At 42.0% G+C, this 12,702-nt stretch carries 13 protein-coding genes; 2 read left to right on the top strand and 11 right to left on the bottom strand.

The genetic code is table 11. From position 1 onward, the window contains the following. Nucleotides 1-49: 49 nt before the first annotated feature. The 3 genes from HMPREF2704_RS05690 to HMPREF2704_RS05680 form a co-directional block, all read right to left on the bottom strand. Nucleotides 50-736 carry a Bax inhibitor-1/YccA family protein gene (locus HMPREF2704_RS05690; RefSeq protein ID WP_049517790.1) on the bottom strand — a complete coding sequence of 229 codons (687 nt, stop codon included), beginning with the start codon at nt 734-736 and terminating at the stop codon, nt 50-52. Nucleotides 737-764: 28 nt separating this feature from the next. Continuing rightward, nucleotides 765-1,256: an HDIG domain-containing metalloprotein gene (locus HMPREF2704_RS05685; protein WP_003005617.1), complete on the bottom strand. Its 492-nt coding sequence runs from the start codon at nt 1,254-1,256 to the stop codon at nt 765-767. A gap of 82 nt (nt 1,257-1,338) precedes the next feature. Beyond that, the gene (locus HMPREF2704_RS05680; RefSeq protein ID WP_070846074.1) at nt 1,339-2,085 is read right to left on the bottom strand and encodes a TrmH family RNA methyltransferase; all 747 of its coding nucleotides are present in this window, start codon (nt 2,083-2,085) and stop codon (nt 1,339-1,341) included. 73 nt (nt 2,086-2,158) lie between these two features. Between HMPREF2704_RS05680 and HMPREF2704_RS05675 the strand changes: the two genes are divergently transcribed. Further along, complete coding sequence (locus HMPREF2704_RS05675) at nt 2,159-2,437, top strand: acylphosphatase (protein ID WP_049497794.1); 279 nt, start codon at nt 2,159-2,161, stop codon at nt 2,435-2,437. 77 nt (nt 2,438-2,514) lie between these two features. Next, nucleotides 2,515-3,432: a membrane protein insertase YidC gene (gene yidC / locus HMPREF2704_RS05670; protein ID WP_003008377.1), complete on the top strand. Its 918-nt coding sequence runs from the start codon at nt 2,515-2,517 to the stop codon at nt 3,430-3,432. Between the two features lie 153 nt (nt 3,433-3,585). On the opposite strand, the gene greA is transcribed toward yidC, so the two are convergent. From greA to HMPREF2704_RS05630, 8 genes are all read right to left on the bottom strand, one after another. Then, complete coding sequence (gene greA, locus HMPREF2704_RS05665) at nt 3,586-4,068, bottom strand: transcription elongation factor GreA (protein WP_003005389.1); 483 nt, start codon at nt 4,066-4,068, stop codon at nt 3,586-3,588. 57 nt (nt 4,069-4,125) lie between these two features. Continuing rightward, the gene (gene mltG / locus HMPREF2704_RS05660; protein WP_371106650.1) at nt 4,126-5,643 is read right to left on the bottom strand and encodes an endolytic transglycosylase MltG; all 1,518 of its coding nucleotides are present in this window, start codon (nt 5,641-5,643) and stop codon (nt 4,126-4,128) included. A gap of 71 nt (nt 5,644-5,714) precedes the next feature. Continuing rightward, nucleotides 5,715-6,224, bottom strand: a complete 510-nt coding sequence (locus HMPREF2704_RS05655) for a GNAT family N-acetyltransferase (protein WP_176745637.1) — start codon at nt 6,222-6,224, stop codon at nt 5,715-5,717. A gap of 12 nt (nt 6,225-6,236) precedes the next feature. Beyond that, complete coding sequence (locus HMPREF2704_RS05650) at nt 6,237-6,653, bottom strand: GNAT family N-acetyltransferase (RefSeq protein ID WP_049523727.1); 417 nt, start codon at nt 6,651-6,653, stop codon at nt 6,237-6,239. A gap of 81 nt (nt 6,654-6,734) precedes the next feature. Further along, on the bottom strand, nt 6,735-8,069 hold the full coding sequence (murC, locus tag HMPREF2704_RS05645; RefSeq protein WP_003005130.1) for a UDP-N-acetylmuramate--L-alanine ligase: 1,335 nt from the start codon (nt 8,067-8,069) through the stop codon (nt 6,735-6,737). A 9-nt stretch (nt 8,070-8,078) separates the two neighbouring features. Continuing rightward, on the bottom strand, nt 8,079-8,729 hold the full coding sequence (locus HMPREF2704_RS05640) for a divisome accessory protein ZapJ (protein ID WP_003017389.1): 651 nt from the start codon (nt 8,727-8,729) through the stop codon (nt 8,079-8,081). Nucleotides 8,730-8,784: 55 nt separating this feature from the next. Further along, entirely contained in the window at nt 8,785-11,883 is a 3,099-nt protein-coding gene (locus HMPREF2704_RS05635; protein WP_070845940.1) for a pilus expression-regulating Snf2 family helicase, read from the bottom strand. Between the two features lie 344 nt (nt 11,884-12,227). Beyond that, complete coding sequence (locus tag HMPREF2704_RS05630; protein ID WP_256318016.1) at nt 12,228-12,572, bottom strand: hypothetical protein; 345 nt, start codon at nt 12,570-12,572, stop codon at nt 12,228-12,230. Nucleotides 12,573-12,702: the final 130 nt, after the last annotated feature.

Below are 12,702 nucleotides of genomic sequence, written 5' to 3'. Positions count from 1 at the left end.
GGAAGACAAAAAAAGCCGAGGCAACTGCCCCAGCTCAATCTCTCTTTGATTAGTCGTTTCTTCCGAAGATACGAAGCAGACTGATAAAGAGGTTGATAAAGTCAAGATAAAGTTCCAAAGCCATTGCTACTGCCCAACCTGTAGCAGGTTGACCATTTGTTTGATCATAGACATAGCGAATCTTTTGGTTATCCCAAGCTGTCAATCCTGCAAAGAGGAAGACAGAGATAATACTCAAGATATAGTCCATGCCAGAACTTCTCAAGAACATGTTCACAACAGAAGCGATGATCACACCGATCAAGACTCCCATCAAGGCACGTCCCATTCCAGACAGGTCCTTTTTCACAACGCGTCCGATAGCTCCCATGACAATAAACATCAAGGCACTGACCAAGAAAGCCTTATAGACAGTCGCTTGCATGTAGCGAGCAATGATAAAGCTCAACGTAAACCCATTCAAAGCTGAGTAGATCAAGAAGATTGGAAGAGCAGACGGGCTATTTTTAACAGCCTTCCCACTTGCAACAAAGACCAAGATCAATTCTACAACGACTGCTCCATAGTAAACCATTGGTGCGGTTGTCAAGATTTGAACGAAGAAATCTTGAAAGACCGTCATCATCAGACCAGAGACAAGGGCTGAAATCCCAACACCGATCCCAACTAATGAGTAGATTTTGTTATAAAAGGCATTCAATCCACTTTGTTCTTGGATTACTGAATCATTATACATATAAACAAGTTCCTTTCAAATTTGTTTACTACGATTTTAACATTTTTCGATGAAAAAATCTCCTTTTAGCCATCTTTTTACGCCATGGTTCTGAAGCTTCTTTAACAGCCCAGTATTTATCCACCATGGTCACCACGAAGGATTCTTTATAGCGAGGCGGAGCAAGGGTAGCTCCCCACATGTGTTTAATAATGATGTCTTCTTCCTTGGCATTGAGATCTGTGATCTTTCGTGCATTTCTCACGGCAATGCGGGGATGGATCCAGGCGTGACTCTTGGTAAACTTGGTCTCGCGCCAATCATAGTAAAAGAGGTCATGCAAGAGGCCACCCCGAGCCGTACTTTTGGCATCCCAACCAAATTTTTTAGCCAGTTTATAACTGGTATAACTAACATGAATGGAATGCTCCAAACGATTGGAATGAATATGGTGGGGAATGTCGGCTAATTTTTGAACCTTCGGATGCTGGATCAAATGTCCTACATAGGTCATGTATTCTTTGTCACGATGATATTGCATAAGATAACCACCTTTCGTTGATAAGCTCTCCCAATAAGATATCCATCAACTTCTTCTTACAGGTTAAGTATACTGCTTTTTCTCAAAATTTCCTTAAAGAAAACATCAAAATTCCTGCTGCTACTGCAACATTCAAACTCTCTGCCCGACCTGGCATGGGAATATGAACCAGCTGGTCTGCTTGTGCGGCCATTTCCTGGCTGATTCCATTTCCTTCATTCCCCATCACCAGGATAAACTGGTCAGTCTGAGGAAGCTGCCGGTAGTCAATGGAAGCTTCTGAAAGCGTCGTTGCGAGAACTGCTAGATGAGAGTGTGCAGCTCGCTCCAATAGTTCTTCTCGATCCAGTTTCCAGATAGGAATATGGAAATGACTGCCCTGCATGGATCGAAGGGTCTTGAGACTGTATAGATCTGCGGAGGCTTTCGAAAGCATGACGCCATCAAAACCTGCTGCATCTGCTGTTCGAATCATCGTCCCTACATTGCCAGGATCCTGTACATCCTCCAAATAGAGGAAGCGCCCTTGTAGCTGATCCGGAAGTTCTGGCTGCTCTAGAGCGATCTCTGCGACAATCCCTTGAGGAGTCTTCGAATCTGCCAAGAGACTTAAGATCTCCGGAGTCACGACGGTGACTTTTTGGATATTCTCTACCCGGTCTAAATAGGCTTCTAAAACAAAGACCTGCCGAATCTTCGCATGATTTTCTACTGCCTCTTCAAACAGATGCCAGCCTTCAATGAGATAAGAATCTGTCCGGTATTTTTTTTGATGTAATTTTTTAGCATTTTTGATTACATTATTGGATTTAGACGTTATAATATTCATAGAACTATTATAGCACAAAGAAAAAGAAGAAATCATGCCTCAGATAGATTTCTTCGAGTCAAGGAGGTCGCACATGCAAAAGGTAAAAATGATTGCCCAAGGACGGGTTCAAGGGGTTGGCTTTCGCTGGGGAGTGTACAGTCTTGCTTTAGAGATCGGTGGGATTACTGGCCGTGTCTGGAATAATGACGACGGAACGGTTGGCATTCTGGCCCAGGCAGAGTCTAGTAGCCAAATGGCCAAATTCATTCAAGAAATTCGCAAAGGTCCTACGCCTTTTGCACATGTAACTTATTTAGATGTTACGCTCGCAAACTTTGAAAACTATTCAGACTTCAAAATTGCAAATTAAGACTAGAGAACTATTGTGTATTTTCAAAAAAAACAGTAGAATAGAAAGGTAACATTAAAAAAAAGAAGGAACGATTTGTGAAAAAAAATAAACTTGCATTACTTGCATCGATGGGACTAGCTTCGCTTGTCTTCTTATCAGGATGCGTGAGTGTCGATCGGAAAACTGGAAATCCGACTGGATTGATCTGGAATCTTCTTGGTCGTCCGATGGGCGAAGCCATCAAATTCTTTGCCAACAACCTTGGCTTGGGCTTTGGGATCGGGATTATTATCGTCACCTTGATCGTGCGGTTAATCATCTTGCCACTTGGTTTGTACCAATCATGGAAGGCAACCTACCAATCTGAAAAGATGAATTACTTAAAACCTATCCTTGGGCCAATCCAAGAGCGCATGAAGAACGCTAGCACACAAGAAGAAAAGCTATTGGCTCAACAGGAATTAATGGCCGCTCAACGTGAAAATGGTGTTAGCATGTTTGGTGGAGTTGGGTGTTTGCCACTCTTGATCCAAATGCCATTCTTCTCTGCCCTTTTCTTTGCAGCTCAGCACACCAAAGGGGTAGCAGATAGTAGCTTCCTTGGCATTGCTCTTGGCAAACCAAGCTTGCTCTTGACGGCTATCGTTGCGGTTCTCTACTATATCCAAAGTATGCTTTCTCTTCATGGAATTGAAGATGAAACCCAAAAGGAAAGCATGCGCAAAGCATCACTGATGAGTCCGATTATGATCGGTGTCTTCTCATTGATCTCTTCAGCCGGAGTGACTCTTTACTGGGTAGTCGGTGGGGTGATCCAAATTATCCAACAATTTGTCATCAACTACTTGATTCGTCCAAATCTTCGCAAACGGGTCGCTGAGGAATACAAAAACAATCCTCCAAAAGCGACTAGTCACCGCGTGAAAAAAGATGTCACACCAACTGCGACGACACAAATCCAACACAAACCAAAAAACAACCGCAATGCAGGAAAACAACGCAATAGAAAGTAGTACAAACTACTAATTCTAGCGGTATACAGTAGCACTTGAACCCAAGGTTCAAGTGCTTTTTTGATACCGTTCAGTCAGCAAAGAATTTTCACTCTCACAAAAAGATTAAGAGCACAAAAAAACAAGCCCTCTTGGAGGGCTTGCGTTTTATAGTTACGCTGTTTTTTCTACGTTCAAAATTTTCACTTGGTAGCTTCCAGCTGGGGTCTCAACAGTGACAACGTCACCTGTCTTCTTACCAATCAAAGCGTGACCGATTGGGCTTTCGTTAGAAATCTTTCCTGCAAAGGCATCTGCCCCTGCTGAACCGACGATGCTGTATACTTCTTCATCTGTTTCGCCAACTTCTTGGACTGTAACGGTTTTTCCGATCGCAACTTCGTCTACTGCAACAGCATCACTATCGACGATTTCTGCATAACGGATTTTTGTTTCCAAGCTAGAGATTTGACCTTCCACAAAAGCTTGTTCATCTTTTGCTGCTTCATACTCAGAGTTTTCTGAGAGGTCACCATATGAACGAGCGATCTTAATCCGTTCTACCACTTCAGGTCGACGGACCAATTTCAATTCTTCTAATTCTTGTTCCAATTTTTCTTTTTCTGCTAGTGTCATTGGGTATGTTTTTTCTGCCATTATTCTTCTCTTTCTATTATTTGAATGAAAAAGCTGTGGACGCGCCACATGCTTTTTCTAGTTTGAACTTGCTTGTGTCAATTTACTATTGACATGTTCTTCAACATTTTTATTGTGTTCTTCGTATGTCTTAGCGAAGAAAACTTCACCATTTTCGACATTTGCGACAAAATACAAGTAATCGGTCTTACTTGGGTTCACTGCCGCTTCGATCGCTGATACTCCAGGGTTATCCACTGGGCCAGGCATCAAGCCGGTATTCTTATAAATATTATAAGGGGAATCCAGCTCTGTATTGATCGTTGCATCTTCTTTTAAGGTCGTCTTTTGACCAAGTTTCCCTTCTGCATAAAGAATTGCAATATTACTTTGCAAAGGCATGTCTTGGTTCAAACGGTTATAGAAGACACTCGCGATATCTTGGCGGTCCTGATCCGTCGCCCCTTCTTTTTCAACCAAGGAAGCAAGAGTCAATACTTCGTTTACATTGATGTTCTTGCTCTCAAGTGTTTCATAGTATGGGCTTAAGTTTTGATCCATTGCCGCAAGCATCTGATCGATCATCTCTTTCACTGTGGTATCTTTGCCATAGTTATAAGTTGCTGGGAAGAGATAACCTTCTAAACGGTAGCGAACACCAGAATCCTTACTTGGCAGATTCGCCAAGAGCTTAGGATATTTGGCCACCATCTTCTCAATAAAGGCATCGTCTTGGACAGCCTTCAAGAAATCTTCTTTCTTAAATGGAGTCTTGCCGGCCTTCTTAGTGGAGACATCGGTGGTGATAGCCGTCGCAATCTGATCGATCGTATAGCCTTCTGGAATCGTCACCTTCCCAAGAACTGGAGCCTGAGGAGTTTTGGTTCCCTCTTCCTGCAGTTTTTGGATGATGGTTTCTAGATCCATGCTCTTTTGAAGGTTGAAATAACCGGATTTGAAATTGCTATAGTTCTTGAACTTGGTATAGTAGTTAAAGAACTGGCCATTTTTCACGAGTCCTTTTTTCTCAAGGATCGCGCCAATCTCACGATTACTTGAACCTGCTGGAATCTCAACCGTTACGAATTCTGTTGCATTTTTATCCATTGGCTTGACAGCTGAATGGATATAGGTCACAGCAAAGATCCCTGTAGCCACGATCACAATCAGCAAAAGGCTGACCACTGTCCGCACAATTCGTTTAGCGATTTTATTTTGTTTCTTTTGTTTTTGTTGGCGCTGGTTACGAGAAGAGCGCGATAAGTTCTCCTCTACCGGTTCCTGACTTGGTTCTTTTTTAGCAGGCTTTGTAAGCTCACTCTTTTCTTCCACAGCAGGAGTCGCCTGTACCGGCTCCACTGGTTCTTCTTTGGGAGCCAACGCAGATTCTTCTACTTTTGGAGGTGGTGTTGCTTCTTCCTCCTCTTTCAGTGAAGAAGGGGTTTCAATGCTTCGATCAGGTAGATCATACTCTTTTTCGATCTTTAGAAGTTGCTCATTGGCCTCTTCTAAGTCTCTGAGGATCTGCTCTTTGAAGCTTAATAACTTCTCACTGTCTTGTGATTTATCAGTCAAATAATTGACCTCCCTCATCATAATCCTTAATATTATATCTTAAAAGATTTAGAAAAGCAATACAAATCGCCCTTCTTCTTCAAAATACCTATTTAATCAAGGTTTTCGTTTTCCCAGACCAGATTGTACCAAACTTCACCCGCATATTGGGATTCTGAAAGACCTTCATTGGTAAATCCTTGTTTTTCGTAATAAGGAATCAAATAATCATGACAGGTCAAATTGATCCCTTGACGGTCCTCCTTAATCGCAATCTCTTTCATCGCTTCAAGCAAAAGAGTTCCCACTCCAAGTCCTTGGGCTTCTTTAGCAATGGATAGACTCGTAATGGAAATAAAGCCCTTTTCTAACTGGCTTAGATCTTCAACCTCTGAAAAAGAGGAATCGATCAAATAGCGCTCTGGTCTAACAGGTCCTTCTAAATAGCCTAAAATCTGACCTTGGCACTCTGCTACAAGAAATGTCGTTTGAATCTTTTCAATGTGATCTTTTAAAATCTCACGCGCAATCGCTTCTTCTTCTGAGAAATTCTCAAGCTCAATGCGCTCGATGGCATCCAAATACTGCAGCTCTGCCTGTCTAATGTGAATCTTTTCTTTCATCATTTACCCCTTCTATCGTTCCCAAACCATATGGACACCTCGATCAGACTCAGCTTCATCCCGGAATCCTTGCTGGGCAAAATAAGATAGTAAGTTTTCTGGGCAATCGATCCAAATGGCTTTCTTTTCCATTTGAACAGCTAGATCCTTTAAAGCAGCGATCAAAATAGAACCATAACCTTGACCTTGAAAGGCTGGTCTCACTGCTAATCGCAATACGATTAGGTCTCCTTTTAAATGCTGGTCTTCTGTCGCCAACAAGTAGGCCACCATATCTCCCGCCTGTTCTGCAAGTAGAGAAATGGCTTCCTTTGAACCTAGCGCTTCCTCAAGAGTGGCCTTGTGCTTCTTTCCTTCATTGTCATGAAGTTCTTCTTCTAGCAACAGCAGCTGTTCTTGATCAGCTGGGGTGATTGATCGAATCATCATCCTGCTTTCCTCATCTCATACTCCTTCAGTGGACAGATAAATTTGAGTCTGGAACCAATCGATTCCAGACTCAATCATCTCTTATTGTACACTATGTGTCAAACTAGATAATAAACGCTCAAATGAGTATTCATAGGTTTGAATATCTCCTGCTCCCATAAAGACATAGACTGCATTGTCATGGTCAAGAAGAGGAGAAACATTCTCAGCTGTAATAATCGCTGAACGTTTGACAATTTTTGCTTCCAAATCTTCAACTTTCACATCGCCGTGATCGACTTCCCGTGCAGAACCATAGATCTGTGCCAAGTAAACAGCATCTGCTTGATTCAAAGCTTCAGCAAATTCATCTAACAAGGCAATCGTCCGTGTAAAGGTATGTGGTTGGAAAATGGCCACAATCTCTTTACTTGGGTATTTTTGACGGGCTGCATCCAAGGTTGCAATAATTTCCGTTGGATGGTGCGCAAAGTCATCGATGATCACTGTTCCATTGACTACTTTTTCAGTGAAGCGACGTTTCACTCCAGCAAAGGTCTTCAAATGCTCGCGGACTAAATCTAAGTCAAATCCTGCAATGTAAAGCAAGCCAATGACAGCTGTGGCATTCATGATGTTGTGACGACCAAATGTTGGGATATGGAACTGCCCCAAATCTTCTCCACGGAAATGAACGTTGAAGGTTGAACCTGTCGTTGAGCGAAGCAAGTTGCTTGCCACAAAATCGTTCGTCTCCTTATCAAAACCATAGTAATAAATTGGCGCTGATGAGGTAATCCGACGCAATTCTTTGTCTTCTCCGTAGATGAAGAGTCCTTTGCTGATTTGTTTGGCATAATCGTTAAAGGCATTAAAGACATCTTCCAAGCTCGTGAAATAGTCTGGATGGTCAAAGTCAATATTGGTGATGATGCTGTATTCAGGATGGTAAGGCATAAAGTGGCGTTCATACTCATCTGATTCAAAGACAAAGTATTTGGCTGCTGCAGAGCCACGACCTGTCCCGTCACCAATCAAATAACTGGTATCAGTGATATTTGATAAGACGTGAGAAAGCATCCCTGTTGTTGAGGTTTTTCCGTGTGCTCCGGCAACCCCCATGCTGACGAAGTCACGCATAAATTCACCAAGGAATTCATGGTAGCGTTTATAGGTTAGGCCATGCTCATCTGCATAAGCAATTTCCACATTGTTATCTGGACGGAAAGCATTCCCAGCAATGAGGATCTTGTCGCCTTCCAAATTTTTCACATCAAATGGATAAATTTGAATTCCTGCTTGTTCCAAGCCACGTTGCGTAAAGTAATACTTCTCAACATCTGAACCTTGAACCGTATGTCCCATTTGGTGAAGCATGAGGGCTAAAGCACTCATCCCTGCTCCTTTAATTCCAATAAAATGGTATGTATTAGACATGTTTTCTCCTTATTCTTGATCTAGATGGGTTAAATCCAATTCTTGTTTGATTGGCTGTGGTTTCAACTTGTGCTGATCTTTATTGTATATTTGGCTAGTCTTTAAGAAATCATAATTGTTTTTCTTTTCAGTCGGTTCTGCCACTTCTGGTTCTCCTGCAGATTCGAACTCTGCAAGGATCAACTGATCTTGTCGTAATCGTTTGCTATATTTCAATAATTCACCCGGATTTTCCTTTTGGAAGGGAGCCGTTGGCTGACCAGGTTTTCGTTCAGAAATAAATGGTTTTTTCCGTTTACTTGTAGTAGCTGCTGGATCCGTTGTCAGATAGGGGGCTGTGCGTTTCTTTTTCAGATCTTCACGAGCGCGCTCTCTCGCTTCCTCTGCATAACGATTGGCTGGGCTTTTTTTATCAATCGGCTCTTTAAAATCAGGTTTTCTTACTGGCCGTCTTTTCGGTAGGGGCTCTTCTAGTGGTTGGTGGTAAGGATGCTTAGGTTTGGTATTTTCAGCAATCGGTTGCCATTCCAAATAATTTTTATCCACATAGTCGCCTGTAATGTTACTAATCAAATCTGTTTCATCATACAGGTTCATGTGAGGCATCTCTGTTAACATCAACTCATTATCCCCTACTTGAGGAAAATATTTTTCTGTCATGCTTTCTTCCTTTCGACACTCCATTAATTATAAACTATTCACAGAATTTTTCAAGCTATTCTGACTGAATTCCAAGAATCTCACGAATTTCCTCAACCGATAAACTAGATCGTGTTTCCGTTCCATCTAAAATCGTTGAGACCAAGTGTCTTTTGGAAGCTTGCAGTTCTTGGATTTTTTCTTCGATCGTACCACGAGTAATCATACGATAAACTTCGACATTTTGTTCCTGTCCCATTCGATGGGCACGTCCAATAGCCTGGTCTTCCACTGCAGGATTCCACCACAAATCGACTAAGATGACCGTATCGGCACCAGTGAGGTTTAATCCGACCCCTCCAGCCTTCAGAGAAATGAGAAAAGCATGGCGCTCACCTGCATTAAAGGCATTGGTCATTTCTTGACGGTCTTTGGCCGGAGTGGATCCCGTGATTTTGAAGGAGGTCATGCCAAGCTGGTCAATTTCCTGCTCTAGAATATCCAGCATGCCTCTAAATTGAGAGAAGATCAAAACCCGGTGTTCACCATCCTTGATTTGACCCAAAAGATCTCGAAGGCTCTCCAATTTCCCACTATCTCCTTGATAGTCTTCCATAAAGAGGGCGGGGGTATCACAGATTTGGCGAAGGCGCATGAGACCAGAGAGAATTTCCACCTTGCTCCGATTTAGTTCTTCCTCACTAGAGGTTCGAACCCGATCTTGAATTTGTTTTAATTGAGCCAAATAGATCGTTTTTTGACTTTCATCCAACTCATTGTGATAGGTTGTTTCAATCAAGTCCGGTAATTCTTGGAGCACTTCATCTTTTTTCCGTCTCATGACGAAAGGTTTGACAAAACGTGCAATGGTCTCAGGACTCAATTTTTGAAATTCTCTTTTAGCTGGGAAGAGCCCTGGAAGGACAATTTGGAAAATAGACCAGAGTTCACCCACATGATTTTCAATCGGTGTCCCAGATAAGGCAAACACATGCGGAACGTCAAAGCCACGTAAGTGTTGGGCAATCTTGGTTTGGGCATTTTTCATGACCTGGGCTTCATCTAGAATCAAGTACTCATACTGATTCTTCTGGTATTCCTCCACATCTTGACGGAAAGACGCGTAACTAGTGATAACTACCTGTGGATTGGTTGCGATGAGTTCATCTCGGTGCTGCTTGAGACCATAGACGACGGCCACCTCCATCTGAGGAGCGAATTTTGAAAATTCTTGTTTCCAATTGTAGATGAGACTAGATGGAGCTAGAATCAAGATTTTAGTTTCTTTTTTTGCAACACTAGTCAAGAAGGAAATGGTCTGCAGAGTTTTACCAAGCCCCATATCATCCGCTAAAATACCACCAAAACCATAATGATTTAGCATGGAGAACCATTTGACCCCTGTTTCTTGGTAATCCCTTAGGGTCGCTTGGATTGTCATCTGAGGGAGTTGGAAGTCTTCTGGATGAGTCAGATCATGAGCTAAATTTCGAAATTCTTCTGAAAAATGAACATTGTCTTGATCTGCCAACAAATCAGATAGCTGATAAGCAGCAATCCGGCGGGCTTGTAGTTTCCCACCCTTGCTCATTTTCGCCCGCAAATCTGCTAGGGCTCGACTGATCTTCTTGGTTTCTTCATCAAAAACAAGGACCTTCCCTGTATGGCTGACAAAATAATCTGCTTGCCCCACTAGAGCTTTGAGGACCTGGTCCACTTCGGCTGGATCCACACTTTCAAAGTCAAAACCGATCTCCAGTAGACTGCCATTGGTTTTAACATCAATTTTTGGACGCTCCACTTGATAAAGATCTAAAAGGCTATCAGAGAGGGTAACCTCTCCTAAGGCTTCAAAAGTCGGGATCTGTCGATGAAAGAATGGATAGATTTGCTCACTTGATAACGGACTTCTTTGGGAAGAAAAGTCGTCTGTAAAACCTGCTGCTAGCATGGTTGAAAAGACTTCTTGCTCCTTATCGAAATCACTGGAATAAGGAAGATTGAGGAGTTCCTCACGCGTGGTCACCACACGATCCTGGTATTGAAAGACTACATCCAGTAAAACAGTCTGGTCCTGTGCTAGATCAAAATGAAATTCCGGAGTGAAATCGTGGATTAAAAAGCTGGTCGGTGCGGTTATTTGTCCCAGTTTTTTGAACTCTTTTAAACTATAGGAAAGTTTGGTCTGATCCGTTGGATCAAAATGCAGGCGTTTTTTGCGATCCTGATCCATTGGTAAGTCTTGAATGGCCTTCCATAGGGTCCGCTGTTGGGGCGTCAGGTGATAGAACACTCCATTTCGAAACAGGTAATTAGCCGACTCGACAACCTTCACTTGAGGCTCCGTAATGATCAATTCGTAAAAATCACCATGGTCTTCCACCTGAAAATGAAAGAGATCTTCCTCCCCATGGACATCCTGAAAATGGACTTCTGAAAAGTCATATAAGCTATATTGCAGGAGAAAAGAGTCCAAATTCATCAGTAATTCCACAGCTTCTTCAAAGAGAGTCGGTGGAAAATAAAGATGGCGCCCAGCATTGGGAAAGAAATCTTGCTCTTTTGATCCACTATCTGTGACCAAGCCTTGAAGGAAATTGATCACATCCTGACTAGGTCCATCAAATTCTAAGTAAGAAATGGGTTCATAGTAACTTTTGCCAATTGCAAAGTGGCCTTCTTTCTGAAGGGTCTGCAAAAAAGCTAGCACATCTCTGATCACATAAGAACGCTCGTCTGGCAAGCGACGAATGCGAAGAGTCCATAAGAATTGACCAGAGTATTCATCCTCCTGCCCGACTGCTGATAAGACATAGCGTGTTGCTTTCTTTTCGATTTTTGGAAGGACCTGGTCTAAAAACAAACTTCCAAAAGAGACCTTCTCCTGCGTTTCTTCAGTCGCCGTGGCATCTTCTTCAAGGCTTGTAAGAGCTGCTTTCCCACTGTCATCATTCTTCAAAAAAGCTTCCACAGCTGCTAGATGCGTACAGAATTTTTTCTTTTGAAAGAAAGCGCAGCTACAAAAAACGACATCGTCATCCAAACTGTACCGCAAGCTTTCTTCTTCCACCCGAAAATACAGGTATTTTTCTTTTACTTCCTGAAGGGAAACTTTCCCAGCTTCATAGAGAAGGCTCCCTTGTGAACGAACCTTCCCAGGAATTAATTTTGCCATGTTTACCACCTTAGATTAATCCCTTTATTATACCATATTTCAAAGTATAGTTAAAATTTATTCGATAAAACTTATTAAAATAGACGTTTTCGGGCTATTTACTATTCAATGATCCCCACTTAAACAGTCCTTAAAGTTCCTAAAAAGTTCACAAAAAAATACCCCTCAAGGGGGCAATCCATTCACGAGTTCAGCAGGCAAGATCTATCACCCTCACACGGTGCTTTTTTCTCTTCAAAAGCGGTAGGCTACCGCGCACCAATGGGTGCTCGATGTCCTACCACCTAATTAGACTATAACATAACTTATCTGCTTTTTTATGCTCTACGTCTATAGATTTTCCATTAGTCATTTCCTTGATCTTGCGAATTCCCTTTTATTAAGGCGTTTCCAATCATCATGTACAATGTTCCCAAGTACAAAAATTTGGTGAAAGACCAAAATATCCCAAAAACAGCTAACCCTTTTACCAATAGAGAGTAATAACTTTCTTGGACAATCTCTCCATAAAATGTCATCGATGATGTCATGATCACCCATTCCCAAATGATTAGAATGAGTGAGGCGCCATAAAGGATAGCCATCCCCCAAAAGATCAACGAATTCTTTAAAAATTTTCTCATGACACGTACAAGTGCCCATAAGCATAACAAAGAAACAAACAAAAGTAATTCTGTACTTGACATCATTTCACTCCCTTTTCAATCCATTTAAAAACATTAGAATTTTTCTTCTACTTGGTTAGTCTTTCAGATGTTCATATAAAAAAGGACCCTTCTTGTCTCTGAACTGCACCCCAAAAGTTAGACAGAAAAAATC

Origin of the sequence: Streptococcus sp. HMSC076C09 (assembly GCF_001837905.1) — a bacterium.
Taxonomy (GTDB): Bacteria; Bacillota; Bacilli; order Lactobacillales; family Streptococcaceae; genus Streptococcus; species Streptococcus parasanguinis_I.
The sequence above is the reverse complement of the archived record's forward strand: the minus strand, read 5'-3'. Positions and strand labels throughout refer to the sequence as shown.